This is a genomic window from Alcaligenes sp. (assembly GCF_050255915.1).
Classification (GTDB): domain Bacteria; phylum Pseudomonadota; class Gammaproteobacteria; order Burkholderiales; family Burkholderiaceae_B; genus Alcaligenes; species Alcaligenes aquatilis.
Genome location: NZ_JBFWIQ010000003.1, coordinates 99222 through 124877, shown reverse-complemented (window position 1 = coordinate 124877; position 25656 = coordinate 99222). Strand labels below are relative to the sequence as shown.

Annotated in this window: 24 protein-coding genes; 6 read left to right on the top strand and 18 right to left on the bottom strand. The window is 54.4% G+C overall.

Translation table 11 applies throughout. From position 1 onward, the window contains the following. Positions 1–371: 371 nt before the first annotated feature. Together AB7E06_RS04665 and AB7E06_RS04660 are read right to left on the bottom strand one after the other, a co-directional pair. Positions 372–2822, bottom strand: a complete 2451-nt coding sequence (locus tag AB7E06_RS04665) for a penicillin G acylase (RefSeq protein WP_346548401.1) — start codon at positions 2820–2822, stop codon at positions 372–374. A 154-nt stretch (positions 2823–2976) separates the two neighbouring features. Continuing rightward, positions 2977–4389: an NAD(P)/FAD-dependent oxidoreductase gene (locus tag AB7E06_RS04660; protein ID WP_234354309.1), complete on the bottom strand. Its 1413-nt coding sequence runs from the start codon at positions 4387–4389 to the stop codon at positions 2977–2979. 227 nt (positions 4390–4616) lie between these two features. On the opposite strand from AB7E06_RS04660, the gene AB7E06_RS04655 reads away from it, so the two are divergent. Beyond that, positions 4617–5285 (top strand): TetR/AcrR family transcriptional regulator, encoded by a 669-nt coding sequence (locus tag AB7E06_RS04655; RefSeq protein WP_346548399.1) that lies wholly within the window; start codon positions 4617–4619, stop codon positions 5283–5285. 340 nt (positions 5286–5625) lie between these two features. On the opposite strand, the gene rlmD is transcribed toward AB7E06_RS04655, so the two are convergent. The 4 genes from rlmD to surE all read right to left on the bottom strand — a co-directional run bounded on the left by rlmD (position 5626) and on the right by surE (position 9642). Further along, positions 5626–6936, bottom strand: a complete 1311-nt coding sequence (gene rlmD, locus AB7E06_RS04650) for a 23S rRNA (uracil(1939)-C(5))-methyltransferase RlmD (protein ID WP_427955414.1) — start codon at positions 6934–6936, stop codon at positions 5626–5628. A 296-nt stretch (positions 6937–7232) separates the two neighbouring features. Further along, a complete protein-coding gene (locus tag AB7E06_RS04645) occupies positions 7233–8057 on the bottom strand; it encodes a peptidoglycan DD-metalloendopeptidase family protein (RefSeq protein ID WP_094196889.1) in 825 nt (274 codons plus the stop codon). Positions 8058–8080: 23 nt separating this feature from the next. Further along, on the bottom strand, positions 8081–8905 hold the full coding sequence (locus AB7E06_RS04640; protein WP_094196890.1) for a protein-L-isoaspartate(D-aspartate) O-methyltransferase: 825 nt from the start codon (positions 8903–8905) through the stop codon (positions 8081–8083). Beyond that, positions 8902–9642, bottom strand: a complete 741-nt coding sequence (gene surE / locus AB7E06_RS04635; RefSeq protein ID WP_230017959.1) for a 5'/3'-nucleotidase SurE — start codon at positions 9640–9642, stop codon at positions 8902–8904. Before surE ends, AB7E06_RS04640 begins: the two co-directional genes overlap by 4 nt. Before the next feature lie 114 nt (positions 9643–9756). Here surE and plsY point away from each other — a divergent pair, with 114 nt between their 5' ends. Next, positions 9757–10398 (top strand): glycerol-3-phosphate 1-O-acyltransferase PlsY, encoded by a 642-nt coding sequence (plsY, locus tag AB7E06_RS04630; protein WP_427955409.1) that lies wholly within the window; start codon positions 9757–9759, stop codon positions 10396–10398. 3 nt (positions 10399–10401) lie between these two features. On the opposite strand, the gene tsaD is transcribed toward plsY, so the two are convergent. Then, entirely contained in the window at positions 10402–11460 is a 1059-nt protein-coding gene (tsaD, locus tag AB7E06_RS04625; RefSeq protein WP_094196893.1) for a tRNA (adenosine(37)-N6)-threonylcarbamoyltransferase complex transferase subunit TsaD, read from the bottom strand. Positions 11461–11648: 188 nt separating this feature from the next. On the opposite strand from tsaD, the gene AB7E06_RS04620 reads away from it, so the two are divergent. Further along, on the top strand, positions 11649–12941 hold the full coding sequence (locus AB7E06_RS04620) for an NCS2 family permease (RefSeq protein ID WP_094196894.1): 1293 nt from the start codon (positions 11649–11651) through the stop codon (positions 12939–12941). Between the two features lie 120 nt (positions 12942–13061). After that, positions 13062–13442, top strand: a complete 381-nt coding sequence (gene trxA, locus AB7E06_RS04615; protein WP_094196895.1) for a thioredoxin — start codon at positions 13062–13064, stop codon at positions 13440–13442. A 64-nt stretch (positions 13443–13506) separates the two neighbouring features. Here the strand turns inward: trxA and AB7E06_RS04610 are convergent, their stop codons facing one another. From AB7E06_RS04610 to tadA, 6 genes are all read right to left on the bottom strand, one after another. Further along, a complete protein-coding gene (locus AB7E06_RS04610) occupies positions 13507–13770 on the bottom strand; it encodes a DUF2024 family protein (RefSeq protein WP_094196896.1) in 264 nt (87 codons plus the stop codon). A 24-nt stretch (positions 13771–13794) separates the two neighbouring features. Continuing rightward, a complete protein-coding gene (locus AB7E06_RS04605) occupies positions 13795–14325 on the bottom strand; it encodes a peroxiredoxin family protein (protein ID WP_427955403.1) in 531 nt (176 codons plus the stop codon). A 210-nt stretch (positions 14326–14535) separates the two neighbouring features. Further along, a complete protein-coding gene (locus AB7E06_RS04600) occupies positions 14536–15132 on the bottom strand; it encodes an IMPACT family protein (RefSeq protein WP_094196898.1) in 597 nt (198 codons plus the stop codon). A gap of 8 nt (positions 15133–15140) precedes the next feature. Continuing rightward, on the bottom strand, positions 15141–16739 hold the full coding sequence (locus tag AB7E06_RS04595) for an ABC-F family ATPase (RefSeq protein ID WP_094196899.1): 1599 nt from the start codon (positions 16737–16739) through the stop codon (positions 15141–15143). Positions 16740–16802: 63 nt separating this feature from the next. Then, positions 16803–17765 carry an LD-carboxypeptidase gene (locus AB7E06_RS04590; protein WP_427955399.1) on the bottom strand — a complete coding sequence of 321 codons (963 nt, stop codon included), beginning with the start codon at positions 17763–17765 and terminating at the stop codon, positions 16803–16805. Between the two features lie 39 nt (positions 17766–17804). Beyond that, positions 17805–18353 (bottom strand): tRNA adenosine(34) deaminase TadA, encoded by a 549-nt coding sequence (tadA, locus tag AB7E06_RS04585; protein WP_166727010.1) that lies wholly within the window; start codon positions 18351–18353, stop codon positions 17805–17807. 61 nt (positions 18354–18414) lie between these two features. On the opposite strand from tadA, the gene AB7E06_RS04580 reads away from it, so the two are divergent. Both AB7E06_RS04580 and AB7E06_RS04575 read left to right on the top strand, forming a co-directional pair. Beyond that, positions 18415–19359 carry an ABC transporter ATP-binding protein gene (locus tag AB7E06_RS04580; protein WP_094196901.1) on the top strand — a complete coding sequence of 315 codons (945 nt, stop codon included), beginning with the start codon at positions 18415–18417 and terminating at the stop codon, positions 19357–19359. Continuing rightward, a complete protein-coding gene (locus tag AB7E06_RS04575; RefSeq protein ID WP_094196902.1) occupies positions 19356–20117 on the top strand; it encodes an ABC transporter permease in 762 nt (253 codons plus the stop codon). Before AB7E06_RS04580 ends, AB7E06_RS04575 begins: the two co-directional genes overlap by 4 nt. Positions 20118–20185: 68 nt before the next feature. On the opposite strand, the gene AB7E06_RS04570 is transcribed toward AB7E06_RS04575, so the two are convergent. From AB7E06_RS04570 to AB7E06_RS04550, 5 genes are all read right to left on the bottom strand, one after another. Next, entirely contained in the window at positions 20186–21082 is an 897-nt protein-coding gene (locus tag AB7E06_RS04570) for a cache domain-containing protein (RefSeq protein WP_427955393.1), read from the bottom strand. Positions 21083–21092: 10 nt separating this feature from the next. Then, complete coding sequence (locus AB7E06_RS04565; protein WP_108727561.1) at positions 21093–22433, bottom strand: TRAP transporter large permease; 1341 nt, start codon at positions 22431–22433, stop codon at positions 21093–21095. Positions 22434–22436: 3 nt separating this feature from the next. Then, complete coding sequence (locus AB7E06_RS04560) at positions 22437–23003, bottom strand: TRAP transporter small permease (protein WP_094196905.1); 567 nt, start codon at positions 23001–23003, stop codon at positions 22437–22439. A 116-nt stretch (positions 23004–23119) separates the two neighbouring features. Beyond that, positions 23120–24112, bottom strand: a complete 993-nt coding sequence (locus AB7E06_RS04555) for a TRAP transporter substrate-binding protein (RefSeq protein ID WP_427955388.1) — start codon at positions 24110–24112, stop codon at positions 23120–23122. 94 nt (positions 24113–24206) lie between these two features. Further along, on the bottom strand, positions 24207–25655 hold the full coding sequence (locus AB7E06_RS04550; protein WP_094196907.1) for an NAD(P)/FAD-dependent oxidoreductase: 1449 nt from the start codon (positions 25653–25655) through the stop codon (positions 24207–24209). Between the last annotated feature and the right edge of the window lies 1 nt (position 25656).

Sequence of the window (25656 nt, the reverse complement as noted above, 5' to 3'; positions counted from 1 at the left end):
CGGTGCAAAGAGGTAAACGGCTTTCGACTTTGCAGCCAAACAAAACCGCCATTTTGCCTAATCGCGATTTATCAGACACTCCAGCACAAGTGCAGCGTTCGCTACAATCGCGGGCCAGTGACAACTTTGAGCCGTTTTCTGCCCGATAGATCTGCCAGCATCTATCAGATCAACCTAAGTCAATACATTTATACCTCTTCGACCTACTTCCAATCCTGCCTGCCCGGATTTGCAGCGTAGACTTCGTACTCAGCTTCGCTGTTGATACTGGCAAGCTACCTTTACTAACTCTACATCTCCTGGCCTGCTAAACCCTCCAGCAACGATCGAAGAAGCGGCACCGCCTCAAAGTGCAGGTGCCGCACTCATTGTTAAGACTGCGGCTGAATCAAAAGCATCGTGCTGCTTTGTGCATTGCGGCGAATGTCCGTATGTGTCACATCCATCGTCTTGCACTCGAAGTTCTCGTACAACTTCAACTGATCCTCGTAATGCGGGCTGCGCACGCCATTGCGGTCGGTAAATCCGCTTTGGCCGGGCGGCATGGCATCGCAGAACTCCACGCCCTGGGTATCAAACACTACACGGTTGTTTTCCGTGCCACGGTTCTGATAGCCAGTAAAGGCAAAGGTATTACCCGACGTCGTCTGCGGGGTGCCTGTGAAGTTCTTATCGCTGAAGCGGTGCACCGAGGTCGGCATGGTCCAGCGCTCCATCTGAGCGCCCTGCTCCTGGCTCAAACGAGCCTGCGCATTTTGCAAAGCCGTGTGCATGATTTCTGGAGACGAGCGCTCACCAAAAACATTCACACGCTTGGGATCAGGATTGGCTTCCAGGGCCAAGGCACGCAACAGTACCTTGGTGCCCATGCTCAAGTTGATGGAACCAGGATTGGGACCTTGCTGTGTGGCAAAACCTGCCTGGCTGTACATGGCGCGATGGGACTCGGGCACGACTGGCATCAGGACCTGCTTGTACATTTCTTCCAGCCAGGTTTTGAACAGCACCCGTGCCGATCCGGCATTTTGTCCAGCTTGATCGTGTTCCATGCCATCCCAGGCCAACAAGGTCGTCAACGCCGCCTTATTAACGTCATTGGCAGGCAGACTTTGCGCCAGCTTTTCCAGATGCGGACGGAAGTAGCGCCAGTTCACATCGCTATAAGACGCCTTCTTGTTGAATGCCCAGATCTCCTGCACGCTGAACACGTCTTTCTGCTGATATTGGCTGGCCAACTCGTTCATGCGGTCGCCGTAAGTCCAATAGTACGTATCCGTGTTGGTCTTGTCCGGCGCAGGTTTGTTATTCCAGTTGACCAGATAGCCTTGGGGCGGATTGTAGGCTTTGGGAATCGCGTCAAAACTCTTGATGCCCAGCCACTCCATGCTGCCGTCCCCTTTAGCAGGCACGCGGATATCCTGATTGGCAGGACGCTGGGGCAGGAAGGCCGGCGAGACATAGCCAATATTGCCGTGCTTGTCGGCGTAGTACCAGTTAATGGAAATCGCCATCTTACTGGCTTGATCAAGAAACTCCGTCCAGTTGCGGGCCTTGGCCACGTTCAACCAGGCCAGCAAGGACTGCACCTCATAACCATCCCAACTGCGTTTCTTGCTGTAAGCCGTGCCCTGATCGTAATCAAACTGCATCACTGGGCCGTGTACGGTGCGCCAGATCGTCATTTCACGATCAGCCTGACCACGCACCTGGATGCGCTCCTTGCGCTGCTCCATCGTGCGCCAGGCATTGTTGAACCAGTACTGATCGGCACGCGCCGGGTTCAGTTTCTCCTGATACATATCCACCACGTCCTGAGGACCGGCAGTCGCCCCCCAGGCAATCTCGCTATTGGTGCCAAACAAAACAATCGGATAAGCAAAAGGCGTGTTGCCCACCACATCAAAGCCCGCGCCGTGCAAGCCGATGCCGTAGGTATAAGCCGGGTTGTACCAGCCAAACTGCGGGCCATTGATCAGCACGGTAGACCCATCCTGAACACGCTCGGGGCGAGTGCTCCACAAATTGCTGGCCTTGGGCGCAAAGTCCGGGCCACGTCCACCCCAGTGCTTGTCCTGACGTTCCAGCTCGGCAGCCAGCACTTGCGAGGAAACATGAGCCAGATTCCGCGTCCCTGCTTGCGCCTGTGGCTTGTGCTCGGCAGCGGGAGCCGGAACCGTGGTGGGAGCTGTTGTGTCATTGATCCACAGCAGCTCATCAAATAAAGCACGGCCACGTTCCGGGCCGTGCTCTTTTTCCAAAGACTGACGCATGGCCAGCGCCGTCACTTCCAGATTCGTGTCGGAGAAGCGATTAGCCATAGACCCGACCCAAATCATGACCACGTCAAAATCCGTCAGCGGCTCGGGCTGGAAATCAAAATCTACATATTCTTTGGGCAGCAGCTCGGGACGTCGTCGCACCTGCTCCAGATAGGCGTTATAGCCATCAGCATAGCCACGGAAAATGTCGCGCTCATCTTTGGACAAGGCAGCGATTTGCCGCTGTATGGAAGCGGGTGTGAAATTCTGCCTGACCTGCATGTCGTACTTGACGTAGACATCCTGCTCGCCAGGGCCCAGGACGGCTGCGGTCGTACCTACAAAGGAGCGGCGCGCCATGTCCATCTGGAACAGACGGTCTTGGGCGACCGCATAACCATAGCCGTAGTACAAGCCATAGTGGCTGTCGGCAAAGACATGCGGCACACCATAGCTGTCGCGCATCACCTCTACCGACTGCACTTGCGCATGAGCCGGTGCCCACGCCAAACCCAAAATCAAACCAGCGGCCGCAACCCCTGTACGAACAAGCCCTTTCTGCATATCTGTCCCTCATTTTTATGATACTGATAATTCTTATGAACCTAAAATATTGAAGCCAATACAAATAGGAAATCACAATGTAAAGCAATCAGGATCGAAAACAAGTGAGGGCTTGCCCTAGTCAGCGCCGCTAAACAAGGACTTGAAAACGTACTTAGAAAGACACCAGGCGGCCGGGGTTCACCGCACTCATCATGCCAATGGCGGCTTTGACCACAGGGATCGCCAGACCCGATAACTGATGGCCCAACGGAATGCTGCGGTGGGTAATATCCGTCAACATGGCAAAGTCCTCGTTGCGACCCATCACGTCGTCGCTAATGGCTTTACCAATACGCACGGTTTGTGCCACACCATGACCACTCCAGCCATGCACCATGTAAACGGGAACCGCATCCTCGGTCTTGCGCGAGTCAGTGGCCCCATTCAAGGTGAAGTCACTGATCCCGCTCCAGGAAAACTCCAGCTGCACCTGCTCCAGCTGTGGGAATACCGTTTGGATACGATCCAGCAAATAGTCATTGATACGTTCAGGGGACCAACTGGTGCCCGTACCCTGCCCGCCAAACAGCAAGCGGTTTTGACGCACGGCACGGTAATAGTCGATCTGGAATTGGGTGTCGTACACCGCACGGTCCGTTGGCAGCAGCTCGCTGACCGGGCACTCAAGGGGTTCAGTCACGCCCACGTAGGTATAGAACGGGACGGTGGTATTGGACTGCGTCGGCAAGAACTGCGAGGTCGTGTCATGGACGGCCAGCACCAAGGCCTGACGCGCCAGAATCGTGCCACCGGCAGTGACCGCCAAGGCACCCTTTTCTGTCTGCTCGATCTCCTCGACCGGACTGCCTTCATAAACCCGACCACCATGCTGAACCAGGCCATACACCAGCCCCCGCAACAGCGCCAAGGGATGCAGTTGTCCGCCCAGGGTATCCACCACGGCACCGTGATACAGCGGTGAACGGATTTCCTGTTCCAGTTCGTAGCTACCCACAATCTCCACACTGGTATCGCCCAGGTAGCGGCGGGCATCCGCCCCCTCCACCAGAGCGCCCATATGGCCTGCATGAACCGCAGCCGTCAAATGGCCACGACGACGATCAAAATCCAGTTCGTAATCCTGAGCAATCTGATCGAGCAAATCCATCGCTTCATGCGAGGCAAAGCGCCACAAGCGGCGGGCTTCATCCAAAGGCAGATGGGCAATCATATCTGCCGCTTCCCAACGGGCCAAACCGGGAGTTAACTGGCCACCATTTCGACCTGAGGCGGCAGAGCCAATACTGTCTTTTTCCACCAGCACGACATCCAGGCCGGAGCGGGCCAAATGCAAGGCGGTCGAGGCACCTAACAGACCACCGCCTACCACCAGCACATCACATTGCGTGTCGGCTTGCAGAGGATCAAAGCGGGTCCAGGGGGCAAGCGATGCTTCGTAATACGTCGCGGGCGCGACGGCGTCGTTCAGATGATCTTTGCGCCAGTTCCACAATCGGGGATTACTGACCAGCAAGCTCTCTGCGCTAGAGACATCGTTTAAAAGTGTGGGTTTAGAAATCAGCATAAATGTCCTGTGTCTGTTACGGCCCTTTGGCCGCCTGGATCACAGAGCGGAATGCTCCGGTGACGCCCCGTCAACGCGGCGTTCCGTTCTGTCTCGTTATCAACACCCCGTTGCAAAAACGGAATGGAACGATCTTCTTCTACGTTGTAGAATTAATTTATTCTACTCTGTAGAGTTAAACTTGGCAAATCAACCCTTTTTATCTCCGCTTCGACAAAGGAACTCTATTGGCACAAGCACCCTCCACGCGTACCCGCAAATTGAATAAGGACGAGCTGGCCATCGCTGCCGTCACCTTGATGGAGGAAGCCGGAGACAGCGGATTTTCTTTACGCAAACTGGGCGAGCGCGTCGGCTGCGATCCAATGGCCGTGCTCTACCACTTCAAGTCCAAAGAAGGTTTGCTGCGCGCGATGGCTGATTATTTGACAAGTCGCATTCAAGCTGTGGATACAGAGCTCACGTGGGCGGAACGCCTCTATGAGCTAGCCCGACAATACCGCGAATTGGCCTTAAACCACCCGCAGACGTTCAGGCAGATGCAGCGCTTTCTGAATACCGGCAAGGCTGACTATCGGGTGCTTGAACAGGTGTACCGGGCCTTGCGCGACGCAGGTTTGAGCGATGCCGAAATCCCCGCCGCCTGTGTGGGCTGGTACGCCGCTTTATATGGACTGATTCAGGGCGAGCTCGGTGGACTTATCCGCCCGGTCACAGAAGAAGAACTGAACGAACTGGAGCAATGGCCTGCTGAGGATGTGCCTATGCTGCGCCAGATTCTGCCGCGTTTTGTCAACCTGCAGCCCGATCACGTGTTCAAAATGATGATGGAGCTGATACACGATGGCTTGATTGCCCATGCCGGTAAAGCGGCGACGACTGCCACCAAGCGGTAAAACCAGCAACGGATCGAATCAAACACATAAAACCGATCAGCCAGCCTAGCCTTCAAACGTGGTGATAAAAAGCATATAGCTGCCGGCCCCCTTGGCAAGAACACGGGCCGGCTCATGCCCACATCTCAAGAAAAGCACCTGAACGCGACTGATCCTTCAGCCAGCCTTTAAAACGTGATACCACCGAAATGGTCGGGATTGAAGGCAACAGCACCTTGACCTAACGAGCTGACAAAGCCACCCAGGAAAAACAAAACGCCCCGCAAACTGAACTGCACCCCAAAAATTGGACACTCATCCAACCTTTGGGGCGTTTTATATCCAGCCCGCTTAGGTATGCTTAACGCGTAAAAACCGCAATCGATTCCACGTGCGCCGTGTGCGGAAACATATTCACCACACCGGCTGATTCCAGCGTATAGCCACCTTGATGCACCAGTACACCGGCATCGCGCGCCAACGTACCTGGACTACAGGAAACGTAAACCAGACGCTCGGGGCGTTCGTGCTTTTCCAACTGTGCCAAAGCGGTTGCAACAGCAAAGGCACCATCGCGCGGCGGGTCGATCAACATGCGGTCGAAATGCCCCAGGTCACGCAGCCATTGCACGTCCACTTCAAACAGGTTCAGGGTAGTAAATTTCGCCTTGTCCTGCAGGTCATGGGCCAAGGCCGCTTCACCGGCACGTTCGGTCAAAGTGCTGCTGCCTTCAATCCCGACCACTTCGGCGGCGCGGCGCGCCAGCGGCAGGCTGAAGTTACCCAGACCACAGAACAAGTCGGCCACACGGTGCTCGGGTTTGACGTCCAGCAAGGTCAGGGCTCGCGAAATCAAGCTGCGGTTAATGTCGTGGTTCACCTGCGTAAAGTCCGTAGGACGATACGGCATGCGCAAATCAAACTCTGGCAGTGCGTAGGCCAGCTTGTCCGCATCTTCGCGCAGCAAGGGGTGCGCCGTTTCCGGGCCCTTGGGCTGCAACCACCAGCTGATGTCGTGCTCCTGCCCGAAATCCTGCAAACGCTGGATATCCTCGCTCGTCAGCGGCTCCATATGACGCAAGGTCAAGGTTGTGATCTTGTCGCCCATAGCTAGTTCGATCTGCGGCAGGCGATCGGGGCGGGACAAGCCAGCCAGACAGGAACGCAAGGGTTTCAGCAAGGCAGAAACCTTGGCGGGCAGCACTCGACATTCCGTCATGTCCACCACATAGCGGCCATTCTTTTCACGGAAACCGACCAGCACCCCCCCCTTTTTAGGCACGTAGCGCATGGAGAAACGGGCGCGATAACGGTAGCCCCAGTATGGGCCGTGCAAGGGCGCCAGCACGCGGCCTGGCTGGACCTTGCCGATATGCCCCAGAGAATCCTCCAGCACACGCTGCTTGACCGCGACCTGGGCCGAAGGCTCCAGGTGCTGCATGGCACAACCGCCACAAACACCGAAGTTGGGACAGGGAGGCTCGGCACGCTGCGACGAGGCTTTCAACAAAGCCGTCATGCGGGCTTTATCGTAGGAATCCTTGGAGCGTACCGTCTCGGCCAGCACTTCTTCGCCGGGCAAGGCACCTTCCACAAACACCACTTTGCCCTCTTTATGGGCGACGCCGCGTCCTTCCAGATCCAGCGATTCAATTAACAATACGTCAGACATTCGATAAAAACCTAAATAAGCGTCCTGCCAAGCAGAATGGCGCAGTTGCATTGCTGCAAACGATGGCGAATCGCTGATTTTACAATGAGCATTCGGCACAACGGGTAAAAACAAACAGAACGCGGCAATAGCAGTTCCGCAGCACGACTAAACTCGGTATGCGGGGCCGTCCGACAGGCATGGCTTCCAAGCTGGCAGCGCAATCTGCATTAACAGAGTCATTGCGCTGGGCAGCCTCAAACACAACACACAAAAAAAGCGGCCAGAAGCCGCTTTTTTTAGTCCAGATACCGAGCTTATCGCGTAGGCAGGTACGAGATCGGATTGACCGGCGTACCGGAACGACGAATCTCGAAATGCAGCCGTGGCGAGGTGGTGTCAGACTGACCCAAATCGGCAATACGCTGTCCCTTCTTCACCTGCTGGCCCGTTTTAACGTGCAAGACACTGTTATGAGCGTAGGCAGTGATAAAACCATTGCTATGGCCGACCAGAACCATGGAACCTAAACCGCGCACACCGTTACCGGCATACATGATCTTGCCATCCGCAGCGGCAACCACGGGATCGCCAACCTTGCCTTCAATATCAATGCCCTTGGTCGAGGCATTGAAGCCCTGGATGATCTTGCCACTGGCAGGCCAACCCCAGGCGATCAGGGCAGCGTCGCTAGCGCGAGGCGCAGACACAGGCGTTTCAGTCTTGACCGGAGTGGCCGGGCTGACGGGCGAGGTCTGTGTGCTACCGCTACCGGCTGGGCGAGTGTTGACTGCCGCCATCGAGGTATTGCCATCCAGGCGCAAGGTTTGGCCCACGCGCAGCATGGAAGGATCGGTAATCTGGTTCAACTGGATCAGCGAGTTCACGTCCATGCCGTGTGCCTGGGCGATTTTGTAAAGCGTATCGCCAGGACGTACCACATAGGTACCTGTGGCACTGCTGACGCTGCCCGCCGCCGAAGAAGAACTCAGGTCGGTGACTGGGGCACGCTCGTTACGGCTTGCACAACCAGCCAGCAGGGTACTGGTGACCACAGCCGCCACCAGGCACTGACGGGGCGTCAAGAACCACTGTGTACCGGTGGAAGCAGCGGTTAACGGTAACCTGACTGCATGCTGCATAAAAATCTCCTGAGAATATCTGACTAAATCTGGGTTCCGGCTCGCATCGGCACGAAGCGAACCGCATCAAGTTCTTCACGACGCCACGAAGCCTGTCCGGTGCGTTCCACCAAAACCAGGCGCTGTTGTGTCGTACCTTCAGGGGCGATCAGCCTCCCCCCCAATGTTAATTGTTCCAATAAGGTTCTGGGAATGACCGGACCGGCTGCCGCCACAACAATAGCATCATACGGGGCTGCCGCAGGATAACCTTGCATTCCGTCACCAAACAGTATTCGAGCACGTTGCGACAGACCTAATTGACGCATGTGATCGCGGGCCATATCGCACAAACCTTTGATGCGTTCCACGGCGTACACTTCTTTGACCAATTGTGCCAAAACAGCGGCCTGATAACCACACCCGGCGCCCACTTCCAATACTTTATTCGGTATTTTCTGGTCACACACCAAACTGATCATATGAGCCACGACCCAAGGCTGGGAGATGGTCTGCGCAAAGCCAATGGGCAAGGCATCATCTTCATAGGCCCGACTGGCCAAACCTTGATCAACAAACTGATGGCGAGGCACTACCTGCATGGCGGCCAACACCCGTTCATCGGTAATTCCCTGTCGGCGTAAGCGCTCAATCATCATGCCACGCGAGCGTTCCGAGTTCAAACCTAGATTGACACTTGTTGACACTTGCGGTGACAAATTGACCGACGGTGTCGGTTGTAACTGACCCCGTTGCACGATGCGCGTATTGCTGTTGCTGGCAGACAAGCCACTGCCCAGGCTGGACTTGCCAAACCGGTTCCGTGTCCCATCCGCGAAAGGATAGCGTTTGCCGGGTTTGCTTGTCATTGCACCCAGTCCCGCAAACCAGCCAGTTGATCGTGATTCGTCAGATCTGCCCGCAAGGGAGTAATCGACACCGCACCGCTTTCAATCGCTCCGAAATCCGTTCCCTGCTCGCTATCGGACACGCCACCTACACGACCAATCCAATAGACGGGTTCGCCATAAGGAGTCTGGCTTTTCACCACCGGCTCCGAGGGGTGGCGCTTGCCCAAGCGCGTCACCTGCATACCTGTCAGGGCTTCATACGGCAGGCACGGAATGTTCACGTTCAGCAGGGTGTTGACCGCCAGCGGCTGCTTCTGACACCGCTGCACCAAGTCCCGTGCCACGCGCGCCGCGCTGTCCAGGTTTTTCCAGCCCCGTTCGATCAGGGAAAAGGCAATCGCGGGAATGCCGAATAAATGGCCTTCCATCGCAGCAGCGACCGTGCCCGAATACAAGGTGTCATCGCCCATATTGGCACCATTATTGATACCGGACACTATCAGATCGGGACGGAAGTCCAGCAAACCGGTCAGCGCCACGTGGACACAATCAGACGGTGTACCATTCACAAAATAAAAACCATTGCTGGCCTGGCGCAGCGACAAGGGACGATTCAAAGTCAGGGAATTGCTGGCACCACTGCAATTGGTCTCAGGTGCAATGACAGTTAGCTCGCCCAGCCCTTGCAAAGCTTCATACAACGCCTCGATACCGGCTGCTGTATAGCCATCATCGTTGGAGACCAGAATACGCATGCTTACTTTTCCGTTAAAAATCTAACAGGGGCAGCAAATTGTACCCGCTGCCTTTGGTATTTTGCTGCAAGGCCGGTAGAATCCGCGCAACAATAATTGTGGAGCTCAATCCTCATGAACGCCGTTTCTTTTGCTGTCGCTGTACCGCTTGTCGCCCTTTTATCCTACTTGCTGGGGTCTTTGCCGTTTGCCGTAATCGTCAGCAAGATCATGGGCTTGCAAGACCCTCGCACCTTTGGTTCGAAAAATCCGGGAGCCACTAATGTACTACGTAGCGGCAATAAAAAAGCAGCCATTCTGACCTTGTTGGGCGATGCCTTCAAAGGCTGGCTGGCTGTCTTTCTGACCCAACAGGCCATCAGCAACTGGGGCTGGGCACCCACGTTACTGGGCGTCAGCGCCTTTTTTGCCTTTTTAGGTCACTTATACCCGGTCTTTCTGGGCTTCAAAGGCGGCAAAGGCGTGGCAACCGCGCTGGGTGTCATCCTGGCCCTGCTGCCCTGGCTGGCTCTGGCTACCGCAGCCACCTGGCTGATTATTGCCTATGTCAGCCGTTACTCCTCACTGGCCGCCATTATCAGTGCCGTGTTCGCTCCCTTGTTTTACCTACTCGGTGCCAAGGTGGTCTGGCCCATGAATGCGTCCATTGCCACCGCCCTGATCCTGATCAGTGCTTTCTTGCTGTGGCGTCACCAAGAGAACATTCGCCGTCTGCTGACAGGCAAAGAAAGCAAGATCGGTTCCAAGAAAAAATAAATGCTAACGCTCTGGCGGGGAGACGGGCTGATTTACACAGGCCAGATCCCAGCGAGGCCGAATGGCAAAGCCATGCTGACTATCATCTAACGTCGCCAAACCGTGTTTGACCCGCATGGCCGCCGCAAAAGCAATCATGGCACCGTTATCGGTACAGAACTCCAGCGGTGGAAAAAACACCTCGCCCTTCAAACGCGCCACGGCTTTTTGTAGATACGCCCGCAAGTGGCGGTTGGCGCCCACACCACCGGCAACCACCAAACGTTTCAAGCCGGTTTGCTTCAAGGCTTTGACGGCCTTGGCGGCCAACACATCCACAATCGCGGCCTCGGTCGCGGCGGCCAGATCAGCGCGTTGCTGTTCAGTCATCCCGCCCTCTTGCGCTTCCAGCTTGCGCAGGCGCGTCAGCACGGCAGTTTTCAAACCACTAAAGCTGAAATCCAGATCCTTGCTATGCATCATGGGACGCGGCAACTCGTAGACGCTGGGGTCTCCCTGTTCAGCCAGACGCGACAGGGCCGGGCCGCCGGGATAGCCCAGGCCCATCAGCTTGGCGCTTTTATCAAAGGCTTCGCCCGCCGCATCGTCGAGCGTTTCACCCAGCAATTCGTACTGACCCACGCCATCCACGCGCATCAGTTGGGTATGACCACCCGAGACCAGCAAAGCCACAAAAGGAAAGTCCGGACGCGGCTCAGCCAACAAAGGCGAGAGCAAATGGCCTTCCAGGTGATGGATGGCAATGGTCGGTTTCTTCAGCGACCAGGCAATCGACTGCGCCACGCTGGCCCCCACCAGCAGGGCCCCGGCCAGGCCAGGACCGGCGGTATAGGCAATGGCATCGACCTGATCGAGCTGCATATGGCAAGAAGCCAGCACCTGACGTGTCAAAGGCAGGACACGGCGGATATGATCGCGAGAGGCCAGTTCAGGCACCACCCCACCGTATTCACGGTGCATGGCAATCTGGCTGTGCAAGGCATGGGCCAACAAGCCCTGTTCCGTGCTGACCAGCGCCACGCCGGTTTCATCGCAGGAACTTTCAAATCCAAGAATATTCATAGGACTTATTTTAGCCTGCTGTATTGGGGAAAATAGGAATTTATCCCCTCAAGACAATCAGCGGATAGTGTCGGGGTTGTGCCGATACATCGCGACAAAGGGGGGCGACGCCGTGGCACACTCGTGGTTAAAATCCCGCATCGATAATCTCAAGCTCCGATCGCCTAATAATCACAAGGAGGCTGCCCATGTTTGAACGTCTCTTCAAACTCTCTGAGCATGGCACCAACGTTCGTACCGAGGTCCTGGCAGGTATTACCACCTTCCTGACCATGTCCTATATTATTTTTGTGAATCCAGACATCCTGTCCTCCACAGGCATGGATCGCAACGCTATTTTTGTCGCTACCTGCTTGGCCGCCGCTTTGGGCACCTTCATCATGGCCTTTGTGGCCAACTGGCCTATCGGCATGGCGCCGGGTATGGGTCTGAACGCTTTTTTTGCCTTCACTGTGGTCGCCTCCCTGGGCTATACCTGGCAACAAGCACTGGGCGCGGTCTTTATTTCCGGCGTAATCTTCCTGATCCTGACGGTGACTGGCATCCGATCCTGGCTGATTCGGGGCATTCCCAAATCCTTGCAAAGCGCGATTGCCGCCGGTATTGGTATGTTCCTGGGCCTGATTGCCTTGATGAACTCGGGCATTGTGGTCGCTCACCCCGACACCAAAATTACATTGGGTGACCTGACCCAACCAGCCGCACTGTATGCCATTTTAGGTTTCTTCATTATTGCCGCCCTGGATGCGCTGAAAATACGTGGTGCAATTCTGATCGGCATTCTGGCCGTGACCGTTTTATCTATGCTGACCGGTCATAGCGAGTTCGGTGGCGTAGTCTCCGCCCCGCCCTCTCTGATGCCCACGTTTATGCAACTGGACATCATGGGTGCTCTGCACACCGGCTTTGTCCACGTAATTCTGGTTCTGGTACTGGTTGAAGTGTTTGACGCCACTGGCACCATGATCGGCGTTGCCAAACGTGCCCGTCTGATCGAGGAAGGCAAACCCAATCGCTTGGGTCGCGCCCTTTTAGCCGACAGCACCGCCATTGTGGCCGGCTCGATGTTAGGCACCAGCAGTACCACCGCCTACGTGGAAAGCGCCTCGGGCGTGCAAGCCGGCGGCCGTACCGGTCTGACTGCCCTGACTATCGGCGTGCTGTTTCTGCTGGCCCTGTTCTTCTCGCCCCTGGCGGCTACCGTGCCCAACTACGCCACCGCCCCCGCCTTGCTGTACGTGGCGTGCCTGATGATGCGTGAAATTACTGAAGTGGAGTGGGAAGACATGACCGAGGCTGTCCCTGCTGCTCTGGCTGCCTTTTCCATGCCCTTCACTTACTCGATTGCCAACGGTCTGGCCTTTGGATTTATCAGCTACGTCATCCTGAAACTGACAACCGGCCGCTGGCGCAGTATTCACCTGGCCACGCTGATTGTGGCCATCTTGTTCGTGATCAAATACGCCATCGCTACGGAATGAAAAAGCATGCTTTAAACTCGTTTGGCGCTTTAGGGCTGTCTGGAAAACGAGTACACTGATCACATGTTTAACGAAGCGGCTGAACACCATCAGCCGCTTTTTTATTGCGGAGGCTCCCCCATGAGCATCGTCGAACTGAACGAAGAAACATTCCAGGCAGCAGTAGAAGACGGCAAACCCCTGATCATCGACTTCTGGGCTCCCTGGTGCGGTCCATGCCGCCAATTCGCCCCTGTCTTTGACGCGGCAGCGGCCAAGCACCCCGACGTGACCTTTGCCAAGGTCAACACCGAAGAAGAGCAAGAACTGGCTGCTGGCCTGCGTATCCGCTCCATTCCAACCTTGATGGTATTCCGTGAACGCGTTCTGCTGTTCTCGCAAGCCGGTGCCCTATCCGCTGCCCAACTGGACGACCTGATCGAGCAAGTCCAGGCTGTCGACATGGAAAAAGTCCATGCTGAAATTGCTGCTCAGCAAAATCAGCAGCCTGACCAGGCTTAATCGGCCCAGTTCCACAAAAAACGCCAGACAACTTGTCTGGCGTTTTTTTATGCCTGAGTCTGCTTTATTCGCAGTTTTCCAATTCAAGAATCGCAAAACCGCTACGTTTGATTTCATTCTCGACCGGCGCGGAAGCCATTTCCGTATGGCAAAAACGACACTCTCGCGAGGTGAAACTTTCCACACTCACCCCTTTGGCCTCGAGATAACGCCGACCATAACTCAGGACCTTGTCCATATCCTTGGCCTCATCGCTGACCAAAATATCAAAGTGCATACGCCGCCCGTCAGGACGCACGACGTAGGTATCAAACACGGCAATCTTCATGACAAACCCTTTTCAGCAAAACACCTAATAGGTACACGTAGGCCCGCAAGAGGACGAGCCTTCCTTTTCCATCATCCCCTCTTTCTTATTTTCCTGGGCCGGGCGACGAGCAATCAACTGCCCGACAAACGCACCCAGACGCAAATCATCCAGATGGCCCAATTCCTTCAAAGCCAGCTTGCCATCACGATCAAAAATAATGGTGGATGGCGTCCCGCCCAGTCCCCACTCCTTCATGGTGCGCGGCAAGGGGCCGCTGTCTGAGGGCTGATCAATGGCAATAGGAAAATTCAAGCGATACTCATGGGCGAAGGCTTGCAAGGCTGCCGGGCCCATCACCGCATGATGCTCGAACACGCTATGCAGGCCAATAATGCGCAAATCATCGCGCGAGAACAGGGTATCGAGTTTCTTGGCTTGCGGCAGGCTGTTGATGACACAGCCCGGACAAAGCATCTGAAAGGCAGTGACCACCACAACGCGGCCACGCAAGGATGACAGGCTTAATGGCGCGCTCGTATTGAGCCACTGGCTGGCATGGATCTCGTAGGACATGACATATACCCACAATGCTGACTAAACCCGATCATACCCGCAGGCTGGATGCAGACTTAGAAGGAATCAGAAGTGTTTAGTATGGCCACGGCCCGGACAGCGCGAAGGGACAATCGTCTGGAAAAGATACCTTTTCGTCCAAAAAGGCCCCATCAATACAGATGGCAAGAACAAGCTCATTGCGACCCGGCTTGCTGAACGGAGGATAGCCTACGTTTGCTCCAGGGGCTCACATTCGCCCTGGCCACGCGTCATATTGATAAAGGACTGCTGGAACTCCGTCTTATGCTCGACTGGCAGATTCAATACCCACTGCACGCCTTCAGCGTCGAATTGCTCGTCCTGAACCTGAACGCCAAAACTATCGAAACGGGATTGAATCAAAGCCAAGTCGGCGAAGGAGCAGCGGCAGCGCAAGGCGGCCATGGGAATCAGTTCCTGCTTGTCAGCAAGACGCAAACATTGAGCGGCCACGCCGCCGTAGGCACGCACCAGGCCGCCCGTTCCCAGCTTGACGCCCCCAAACCAGCGAATGACCAGCACCGCGACACGGTCGCAATCTTGCCCTTCTATGGCTTGCAAAATGGGGCGCCCGGCCGTACCGCCAGGCTCGCCGTCGTCGTTAAAGCGGTATTCAGCCCCGATCTTGTAAGCCCAACAGTTATGCGTAGCATCGGGCACAGCCTTGGCCTGGAAGAAGGCCAAGGCCTGGCTGGCACTGTCTACTGGTGCAGCCAGTGCCAGAAAACGGCTTTTTTTGATGTCCTGCTCAAAGCTGGTGGGCTCACGCAGGGTAAAGACGGCCACCGCTAGCCTCAGTCCTGTTCGCGGCTGGCCAGGTAGTCTTCGTAGCCACCACGGTAATCAACCAGACGGCCTTCAGGCATCACTTCGATAATGCGGGTTGCCACACCGGATACGAACTCACGGTCATGGGACACGAAAATCAGGGTGCCTTCAAACTTTTCCAGGGCCATCTGTAAGGACTCGATCGACTCCATGTCCAAGTGGTTGGTGGGCTCGTCCAGCAACATGACGTTATGCCGGCCCAGCATCAGACGCGAGAAGGTCATGCGGTTTTTCTCGCCACCGGACAACACCTTTACAGGCTTGATGATGTCATCGGCCGAGAACAGCATGCGACCCAGCACAGAACGCAGAGACTGATCGTCGTCGCCCGCCTGACGGAACTGGCTGATCCAGTCAAACACATTGTCTTCGGTGTCGAATTCGTCCGATACGTCCTGAGCCATGTAGCCGATATCGGCGTTTTCGGACCAGACGACCGAACCGCTGTCGGGAGCCAGATCACCAGCCAGCAAACGCAGCAAGGTCGTCTTACCCACACCGTTCGCCCCCACAATCGCAATTTTCTCGCCCGCATCAATCATGGCCGAGAAGTTCTTGATAACGGGATGATCGTAGGATTTGCTCAGCCCTTCGATGGTGACGGCCAGACGATGCAGGACTTTTTTCTGTTCAAAGCGAATAAACGGATTCTGACGCGAAGAAGGTTTGACTTCGATAGTGTCTGCTTTCAAGCGACCAATCTGCTTCAGACGCGACGTCGCCTGACGGGACTTGGACTTGTTGGCGGCAAAACGGCGCACAAAGTCCTGCAGCTCGCCAATGCGCTCTTTGGCCTTGGAGTTGGCCGCCAACACGCGTTCGCGCGACTGCACGGAAGCCAGCATGTAATCGTCGTAATTGCCGGGGTAGACACGCAGCTCGCCGTAGTCCAAATCGGCCATGTGGGTGCAAACCTGGTTCAGGAAGTGACGATCGTGACTGATGATGATCATGGTGCTCTGGTAACTGTTGAGCACATCTTCCAACCAACGAATGGTATTGATATCCAGGTTGTTGGTCGGCTCGTCCAGCAGCAGGACATCTGGATTGGAGAACAGGGCCTGTGCCAGCAGCACACGCAGCTTCCAGCCCGGAGCAATTTCGCTCATGGGCAACTGGTGCTGTTCGACCGGAATTTCCAGACCCATCAGCAGTTCACCGGCACGGCTCTCGGCGGTGTAGCCGTCGTACTCGGCAAAACGGGCCTCCAGCTCGGCGGCCTTCATGTAGTCTTCTTCCGTGGCCTCTGGATTATCGTAGATGGCATCACGCTCTTGCATGGTGCTCCACATTTCGGTGTGGCCCATCAACACCACATCCAGCACACGTTTGTCTTCGTAAGCAAACTGGTCCTGACGCAGCTTGCCCAGGCGCACGCCCGGGTCCAGCGATACATTACCCCCGCTTGGCTCCAGGTCGCCGCCAATGATTTTCATGAAGGTAGACTTGCCCGACCCGTTGGCACCAATCAGGCCATAGCGGTTGCCTCCGCCCAGTTTGACACTGACGTTTTCAAATAAAGGCTTGGCACCAAACTGGATCGTTAAATTAGCGGTGGAGATCACGTAAACGTACTTTGAAAAAGGTTGAGTTCAACCCAGTAGTGTATCAAGCAGGCGCGAAATCCGTTAGTGTTCGTGCTCATCCAGGACCAGATAAGCCATGCCATCCTCGGTGGCCAGGCCCACTTCCTTGCCAACAGGCAGGCTGACTTTGACCTCCACATGCCCATACGGCAGGCCCGTTACGACTGGAACCTTGACGGTTTCACGCAACCAGCGCACCACCGAATCCATATCGAAACCATTATCCGAAGCGCCCGTTTTGTAGGCCGTGAAACGGCCCAACACCACCGCCATTTGGCGATTCAGAACGCCAGCATGCCAAAGTTGCGTCAACATGCGCTCGACCCGATACGGGGCTTCGCCCACGTCTTCCAGAAACAAGATGCCGCCGTCAATATTGGGAAAATAAGGTGTGCCCAGCAAAGAGCAGACCAGGGCCAGATTGCCGCCCCACAAAATGCCATGGCCATCGACAGCATCCGAATCCTCGGACTCAAAACTAAACAGCTCCAACTCGCCACGCATCAACTCGCCAAACAGCTCGGTGGTCAGCTCATCGGTTTCATCGCCGCCGAAATCGGCAATCGCCGTGGGGCCGGTGTAGCTGATGGCCCCTGTTTGCGCCAGCAAGGCCAGATTGAAGGCCGTGAAATCCGACATGCCCACAAAACGTTTGCCGCTATCGGCCACCGCGCGCCAGTCGATCTGGCCCAGAATGCGGCTCAAACCATAGCCGCCGCGTGTCGCCATCACAATGGGCTGGGGCTGCTGCAAGGCCCGCTGTACAGCGGCCAGGCGCTGGGCGTCCGTACCGGCAAAGCGTTCGTGTACCGCCAAGGCGTCCGGATCTATGTCCACGGCAAAGCCCAACTGGTTCAAACGCTGGCTTGCCAGCTCCAAACGCTTGGGTTCAAGGATCTGGCCAGAGGGCGAAAACAGGTAAATGCCCGAACTGTCCTGCTGCCCACAATGGCATTGGCCATGTTCGTGGTAATGGTGATGGTGGTCGTGCTCGGGGCTGCTCATGATGAACCTTGATAATAAAGTGCTGATATTTTAGCGAGACTACGGGGTGCCATCCAGCGGCGATTGGACTGTTTGAGCCTGCTTTTGCAACTTCTTTTGTTCCCGTCGCTCGCGGAAAAAATCCCGTAAGGCCTGGGCCGCCTCCTCGGACATCAAACCGCCCGAAACACGGGTGTGGTGATTCAGAGTGGGATGCAAGTGCAAGGACTCCACGCTGCCACACACCCCGGTCTTCGGATCGGCTGCCGCCCACACCACGCGTGACAGACGCGCATGCAGCAAGGCTCCCAGACACATCATGCAAGGCTCCAGAGTCACAAACAAACTGGCTCCGGGCAGGCGGTAATTACCGACCTTACGCGTTGCGGCACGCAGGGCCACGATCTCGGCATGCTGAGTGGGATCGTGATCACAGACCGTGCGATTGGAGCCCACAGACAACAGCCTGCCATCCGCATCCAATAGTACGGCACCGACCGGCACTTCGCCGATGCTGGCTGCCAGTTGAGCCTGTTCCAGGGCTAAAGCCATCGCCTGAGCATCACTCAAAACGTCACTGTCTGTTTGCGGTGGTAAGCTAGTTGGCATTGTCACATCCATTGCGTTATTCAAACCCTGTCGGCACAGCAAAAGGGTCATTTTACTGTCTATGCAGAACACTCCTGATTCTCACGCTATTTTGCGTGTTCGAGGCCTGAGCAAACAATACGCAAACGGGCATCAAGCCCTGCACGCTTTAGACCTGGATATCTGGCGAGGCGAAATCTTTGCCTTGCTCGGTGCCAACGGCGCAGGCAAAACCACCTTGATCAGCATTATCTGCGGGCTGGTCAATCGCAGCAGCGGCACCGTCCTGGTAGATGGGGCAGACAATGTCACCGACTACAAGCGCGCCCGCCAGAAAATTGGCTTAGTGCCACAAGAGCTGAGCGCCGACTCCTTCGAGACCGTCTGGAATACCGTCAGTTTCAGTCGTGGCCTGTTTGGCAAAGCCGCCAATCCGGCCCTGATTGAACAGATTCTGAAAGACTTGTCCTTGTGGGATAAAAAAGACAGCCCCTTGATTACGCTCTCGGGCGGCATGAAGCGCCGCGTGCTGATTGCCAAAGCGCTTTCTCACGAACCTGAAATCCTGTTTCTCGATGAACCGACCGCCGGTGTGGACGTGGCCTTGCGCCAAGGCATGTGGGCCTTGGTCAAGCGATTGCGCGATCAAGGGGTCACCATTATTTTGACCACCCACTACATCGAAGAAGCCCAGGAAATGGCGGACCGCATTGGCTTTATCAATAAAGGCTCACTGCAACTGGTCGAGACCAAACATAATCTGATGCGCCGCCTGGGCGGCAAAACCCTAAGTTTGACTTTGGCTGAGCCGCTCAGCGCCCTACCCGCCTCGCTGGGTTCACTGGGCCTACAGACCTCCGCGGACGGCATGAGTCTGCTCTACCCCTTGAACAACCGCGACCAGGAACACGATTTGAGCAGCTTGCTGGCGGCTATCGGCCAAGCAGGGCTGAACATTACCGACATCCATACCCGTGAACGCAGTCTGGAAGATATTTACGTTGAGTTTGTAGGGGCACAATCATGAATTGGTACGCCATTCTGGCTATTTACCGCTACGAAATGTCGCGCACCCGTCGCACACTGCTACAAAGCATTGTGGCACCCGTGATTTCTACCGCCTTGTATTTTGTGGTGTTCGGCGCTGCCATCGGCCATCGCTTCAATGAAATTGGCGGTGTGCCCTACGGCGCATTTATTGTGCCTGGGCTGACCATGCTGTCAGTGCTGACGCATAGCGTCTCCAACGCCGCCTTCGGGATTTACTTTCCACGCTTTACCCGCAATATCTACGAGATTCTGTCAGCGCCCATTTCCCACTTTGAAGTGACCCTGGCCTTTGTGGGTGCAGCAGCCACCAAGTCGTTGTTTCTGGCGGCCATCATCCTGATTACGGCGCGCTTGTTTGTCCCTTACGAGATTGCCCACCCCGTCTGGATGCTGTGCTTTCTGGCACTGACCGCCCTGACCTTCAGCCTGCTGGGTTTCATTATTGGCATCTGGGCCGACAATTTTGAAAAACTACAGTTTGTGCCCATGCTGATTCTGACCCCCCTTACCTTTCTGGGCGGCACTTTCTACTCTATCGACATGCTGCCCGAATTCTGGCAAAAGCTGACCTTGCTGAATCCAGTGCTGTACCTGATCAGCGGCTTTCGCTGGAGCTTTTTTGATCTGGCCGATGTGAATGTGTGGCTGAGCCTGGGGATGACACTGCTGTTTTTAAGCGTGTTTCTGGGCGTGGCTGCCTGGATTTTCAAGACGGGATACCGGTTGCGGCCTTGACCTCTCTCGCGATCACACATAAAAAAACCGGCCTGAAAAGGCCGGCAAGGTTGGAACAAAGTCTTTTATCAAGGGGGGGATTCAGGAAACACAGTAGTGCCCACAGCGATCACCATCTCCCCCATCTGTTGATAAAACGCCCGTCTGTGCTCCACTTGGCGTGTTTCGGAGCTTAGCCACCAGTAATCAATAGATTGGATCGTGTTAGGTGAGGCATGCTCCAACATTTCCCGTAGAAAATGCTGGCCTTGCACATCGGTAATATCATCCACCGAGACATCGTTATTCTCCGCGAATACAGGATTCAGCACCACCTTGCGCTGCGCTTTGTCCAGTACAAACACATATTGATCCTGGCGTCTAAACTCGCCCTGTTTATTACGGAATTTACGTAGCGCGGCTACAGGATCAGCAAAGTATTCGCTCATCGCCCGCTCCAGCATTTGCTTGGCCTGTTCCTCGGTTGGGTAGCCAGGGAAAAACCCGACGGCAATCACCATCCCATCCACGACCTCAAAATACGTAATTTTGACTTCATGCTTGCCTTCATTAGGATTAAACCAGTAGTACTCAATACTCCCGGACTGATTTTGTTTCGCCAACGCTAACATCTGGCTAAAAAAAGGCTGCCCGGCATCGTCCGTTTCACTCAATACGTTCTGCCCTATCAAGCCCGCCGACCAGCCACCGCTAGACAACATCTGGCCCGCAAGACTCACGCTATATACGTATAAATCACGGTCAATAAAGGCCGGATCGTGTGTGAAATCATTCACCGCTTGGGGGCCGTTCTGGCGTATGTGCGCTATCGCCTTGTCCAATAATTGATGCGCTCGCTGTTGTTGCGCTCCAATCGTGGTAGGCAGCAAGCCTGTTGCCTGCGCCACACCGGGCGCGCCAGCCTGTACGCCACTCGCGTACGTTAGCGACGCCCCGACCACTACCGCAGCCAGAAAGTTATTCACAATACTCATCTCAATACCCCATTAATCCAGGTAACCATAGTGATAGACCAGGGGTGAAAGCGATGATGAAGACAGCCACTACCAACACCAGAATAAATGGCAATGCTTTGACTACGACTTGTTCTACGGTCGCTCCCCCTATGCCCGATGCCACAAACAGGTTTTCTCCTAATGGCGGTGTAATAAAACCCACAGACAAGGTACAAATCACCACAATCCCAACGTGCGTAGGGTCTACCCCCAACATATACGTCACTGGCAGTAACACGGGCACCAAAATCATGATGGCAGCCAGTGTTTCCATGAACATGCCCACGAACAGCAAGAAGACAATCAGGATGGTCCAGATCAAATACATATTGTCTGTCCAGCCGATCAAGGACTCAGCAATCAAGGCAGGAATACGCTGCTCGACCAGCAAGCGGCCAAATACGGTTGCTGCAAATAAAATCAACAAAACGCGACCCGTAATCCAGGTCGTGGTTCGCAAAGAATTGAATAATTTTATCCAGCTCATTTCCCGATGAATGCAAACACCTACGAACAAGGTATAGACAATAGCCACGACGGCTGATTCTGTAGGGGTAAAGAAGCCCGCATAAATTCCGCCCAAGATAAAGACCGGCGCGAAAATAGACCATATGCCACGGCGCACGGATTTTTTCAAATCCGAAAAACACCACCCCGAACCAATACCTTTATATCCGGACTTACGTGAAATGGCGTAGTTCATTACAAGTATGCTAGATGCCATGATTATCCCTGGAACCACGCCGGCAATAAATAATTTGGAAATGGAAACCGTAGAAAATTGACCATGCAAAGCGATAGCTTCTGCGGGTGGCCGTAATCCCAAGGCCGAGATACCAAAAATCACCATAGGAATAGAGGGTGGAATAATAATTCCCAAACCGCCTGATGATGCCGTTAATGCTGAGGCATAGCTCAAGTCGTAGTTACGCTGCGTCATTGCCGGAATCATCAACATCCCGACAGCCGCAGTGGTGGCAGGGCCAGAACCCGAAATAGCTCCAAAGAACAGGCAAGCCAGAACGGTTGCCATACCCAAGCCACCTGTAACTGGCCCCGCCATTGTTTCTGCAATATCAACTAAACGTCGCGAGATCCCGCCTGCTTCCATCAACGCACCTGCCAAAATAAAGGCAGGCAATGCCATCAAAGGAAAGCTTCCAACTGAGGTAAAGGCTATTTGAACAAAAGAGATGGGGTTTTTCCCCAGGGCCAAAAATGAAAACATGGCGGCGCCGGCCAGCGACACCGTAATAGGCGCGCCTAGCAGCAACAGTACAAAAAACCCACCAAACAATAACCCGACAATAGACTGCTCCATGGATTAGGCTCCTTCCACCACGCTATCGCGGGCTTCAGCCCCCTGGCGCTTGATTGCTTCTAATTCTTGACTTTCAGGGTCTACCAGCTCTACATGCTTAAACCAGATCAAATAGTTATTCCACAAAATACGTAGAGACATCAGTAAAAAGGCAACTGGCAACACCATGAAGAAATACTTCATGGGAATACCAGTTGTCTGCGACCTCCAAAACAAATTCATGCGATTAAACACAAATTCGTAACTCAGCCAGGTGAAATACAAGTTAAAGGCCACCCAAAGCAAATCAGCAATAGACTCTGTCACTTTCTTTACAATGGGCGGAAAGAACCTGAACTGAAAAGTCACTCGATTATGTGCTGACATTTTGGCGGCTACGACAGCCCCTAGATAGGCAAACCATACAAACATATAGGTTGCTACTTCTTCACCCCACGGAATACTGTACGCAAAAAACTGCCGCAAAATAATCTGTACAAATAACAGAAGCACAAAGGCGCCAAGCAAGAAAGCACAAATGTATTCTTCTATGTGGTCGACTATGTGTAGCGCTACTCTTTTGATCGTCATACCTGTCTCCAACATCCCGCTTTCACCTGATTGGGGCGTATATCGGGCAGCATCAAGACAGATACCGGCCCACGGCAGGTATCTGCAGCAATTCACGATTTGATGAGAAATAGGGTTTAACGATTCAGCGTGGCCAAAACAGCACCCAAGCGCTCTTTACCGCCAATCGAGTCATAAAATGCAGGCCACACTTTGGTGGTGGCTGCGTCAATCCAGTCCTGCTCGTTGTTGGCAAGCTCTACGATTTCCATACCCGCTGCTTGCAACTCTTGCTTGATGTTGTCTTCCGTGACCTGGATATATTCGTAGCTGTACTCAGTAGCAGCTTGCCCTGCTTCCAGAATCCACGCCTGGACCTCAGGAGTTTGCGCCTGGAATACTTGCTCGCTCATTACCAATGGTTCTAACGAGAACAGGTAACGAATCGGAGTAATGTACTTCTGCACTTCATCAAACTTCATGGCAGAAATAGTGATGTAAGGATTGTCCTGACCGTCGACCACACCTTGCTGCAATGCGGTGAAGGTTTCATTCCACGCCATTGGTGTCGGGTTTACACCCAAGGCATTATAGAAAGCGATCATCAGCTCATTTTTGGGTACACGAATGATCAAGCCTTTCAGGTCATCCAGGCTGCGTACAGGACGTTTGGAATTAGTCAGAACCCTAAAGCCGGAATACGACCAACCGACAATACGCACACCCGCATCACGAATCGTCTTTTCGGTAAGTTCTTTGCCAACATCACCTTGCGTCAAGGTTCTTGCGTCTTCCAGACTTTGGATCACGTAAGGCATTGTGAGCACAGCCACACTGGGCGAGAACGGAGTGATGTTGTTGATCGCTAGAATCGAGAAATCCAGCAGGCCCATCGCGGCGTCATTAATCGTATCTTGTTCATCGCCCAACTGACTGTTTGGGAACAAATCTGCGGTCACACTACCACCACTTTTTTCTTTTAACTGCTCGGCAAATACTTTGCCCAGTTCATATTGAGTTCCGCCTGCTGCATCACCAATCGCCACCTTGAAGGTGGCGGCACTTGCTGTCGTTGCCAACAACAAACTTGCTACCCAGACAGAACCTGTGAGCCATTTTTTGAGTGTCATCCAAGTCTCCTCCCTCTTTTTCCAGAGGTGTATGTGTCACTACAGCAAAACCAGGCACCAGACTCCTTTTTCCAATGCCTGGGGATTTCAGTCCTTACAGCGCCTCATCTTTCAAGTGATACCAGCGATACAAGAAACGCTGGCCAAATCGTCTGAACGGAGCAAAAAACTCTGACTCCACCATTTCCCTGACATTCGGAAATGGCAATCTATCTTGGAAAATAGGCAGATCCAGCTCCTGGCCTTTACCTGCAATCCATTGCGCCATGCGTCGACCTGCCTGGGATGAGTACATCACGCCATTACCGCCATACCCCATCGCGTAATAAATAGTGTGTTGTGGGTCAGGCTGTACAATGCGCGGCATCATATCGTGACTGACATCCACCCAGCCCCACCAGGAATACGCAATTTCAATGCCTTTTAGCTCTGGAAACTTGCGCTCCATTGCTCCTACCAACAGATCTTGGTACTTGCGTTGTGGGGCATCTTTACCCGTAATCGCACTGCGGCTGCCTATCTGCAAACGATTGTCGGGCAGCAGGCGGTAGTAATTACGTAGCACTCGGGTATCAGTCAGTACTTGATGCGTATAGAAATGGCAGGCTTCAATCTCAGCGGGCGTCAGGGGACGGGTCACCAGAGAGTTGGACAAAATCGGCAACAAGCGATTTTTGAGCTCTGCATGCAAACCATTCGAGGTATAGCCACCGGTAGCCACGCCAACGGCTTTGGCTTTCACAACACCACCCGGTGTTTGCAAGTAGTGGTAGCCATTACGCGTTTTCCAACTCTGCACGGGGCTGGAGGGGTGGACGGTAGCGCCCAAAGCACGCGCCTTTTTTAAATACCCAAAAGCCAATTTGCCAGCGTGTATCCCAATACCTTCAGGCTCATGCATCGCCCCATGAGCCTCACGGTCATTCACCCACTCATTACGTACCGTATCTGCACCAAGAATACGGGCGTCGTACTGAAAGGTGTCTCGTAGCAGCGCCGCTTCTTTTTCCAGTACGGGCATGAGCCGTTCGCGGTGAGCAATATACAAATGGCCACCCGGTTGCGGATCACAGTCTATGTCTTTGATCAGCTCTTTAAAGTTTTCCATGCCCTCTACGCACTCACGGTGCATTTTGAGAGCAGTATCCAACCCCCAACGCTGAATCCATTGCGAACGTTTTAGGCGACCTGACGCACACTGCGCCTGCCCCCCGTTACGGGTACTGCAACCCCAGGCGCTGCGGTTAGCTTCCAGCACTGTTGCTTTGATGCCGTGTTCTTGTGCCAGAAAAATGGCTGTGGTCAAACCGGTGAAACCGGAACCGATGATGGCCACATCCACTTCGATATCGTGGGTAATGGGGCCATCATCTTCGGGAGGTTCTCCCGCCGTGCCTATCCAATACGTAGGCGCATATTCCGTACCTTCTCCAGGGTTGCTATGTGTCGCGAGTGGATCATAAGCTGGGTCATAAGCACGTCTAGCGGGTGTCGCTTGCCCTAACGTCTCAGCCGCAGTCTGTTTTGACGTTTCCTGGAGCATA

Bases quoted from the DNA above. Each gene is read 5' to 3' on its own strand.
- AB7E06_RS04575 (WP_094196902.1), top strand. From the start codon at position 19,356: ATGAATTGGTACGCCATTCTGGCTATTTACCGCTACGAAATGTCGCGC.
- AB7E06_RS04645 (WP_094196889.1), bottom strand. From the start codon at position 8,057: ATGCAGCATGCAGTCAGGTTACCGTTAACCGCTGCTTCCACCGGTACA.
- plsY (WP_427955409.1), top strand. From the start codon at position 9,757: ATGAACGCCGTTTCTTTTGCTGTCGCTGTACCGCTTGTCGCCCTTTTA.
- AB7E06_RS04640 (WP_094196890.1), bottom strand. From the start codon at position 8,905: ATGACAAGCAAACCCGGCAAACGCTATCCTTTCGCGGATGGGACACGG.
- trxA (WP_094196895.1), top strand. From the start codon at position 13,062: ATGAGCATCGTCGAACTGAACGAAGAAACATTCCAGGCAGCAGTAGAA.
- AB7E06_RS04590 (WP_427955399.1), bottom strand. From the start codon at position 17,765: ATGAGCAGCCCCGAGCACGACCACCATCACCATTACCACGAACATGGC.
- rlmD (WP_427955414.1), bottom strand. From the start codon at position 6,936: ATGTCTGACGTATTGTTAATTGAATCGCTGGATCTGGAAGGACGCGGC.
- surE (WP_230017959.1), bottom strand. From the start codon at position 9,642: ATGCGTATTCTGGTCTCCAACGATGATGGCTATACAGCAGCCGGTATC.
- AB7E06_RS04610 (WP_094196896.1), bottom strand. From the start codon at position 13,770: ATGAAGATTGCCGTGTTTGATACCTACGTCGTGCGTCCTGACGGGCGG.
- AB7E06_RS04665 (WP_346548401.1), bottom strand. From the start codon at position 2,822: ATGCAGAAAGGGCTTGTTCGTACAGGGGTTGCGGCCGCTGGTTTGATT.
- AB7E06_RS04550 (WP_094196907.1), bottom strand. From the start codon at position 25,655: ATGCTCCAGGAAACGTCAAAACAGACTGCGGCTGAGACGTTAGGGCAA.
- AB7E06_RS04605 (WP_427955403.1), bottom strand. From the start codon at position 14,325: ATGTCCTACGAGATCCATGCCAGCCAGTGGCTCAATACGAGCGCGCCA.
- AB7E06_RS04620 (WP_094196894.1), top strand. From the start codon at position 11,649: ATGTTTGAACGTCTCTTCAAACTCTCTGAGCATGGCACCAACGTTCGT.
- AB7E06_RS04565 (WP_108727561.1), bottom strand. From the start codon at position 22,433: ATGGAGCAGTCTATTGTCGGGTTATTGTTTGGTGGGTTTTTTGTACTG.
- AB7E06_RS04580 (WP_094196901.1), top strand. From the start codon at position 18,415: ATGCAGAACACTCCTGATTCTCACGCTATTTTGCGTGTTCGAGGCCTG.
- AB7E06_RS04660 (WP_234354309.1), bottom strand. From the start codon at position 4,389: ATGCTGATTTCTAAACCCACACTTTTAAACGATGTCTCTAGCGCAGAG.
- AB7E06_RS04555 (WP_427955388.1), bottom strand. From the start codon at position 24,112: ATGACACTCAAAAAATGGCTCACAGGTTCTGTCTGGGTAGCAAGTTTG.
- AB7E06_RS04560 (WP_094196905.1), bottom strand. From the start codon at position 23,003: ATGACGATCAAAAGAGTAGCGCTACACATAGTCGACCACATAGAAGAA.
- tsaD (WP_094196893.1), bottom strand. From the start codon at position 11,460: ATGAATATTCTTGGATTTGAAAGTTCCTGCGATGAAACCGGCGTGGCG.
- tadA (WP_166727010.1), bottom strand. From the start codon at position 18,353: ATGCCAACTAGCTTACCACCGCAAACAGACAGTGACGTTTTGAGTGAT.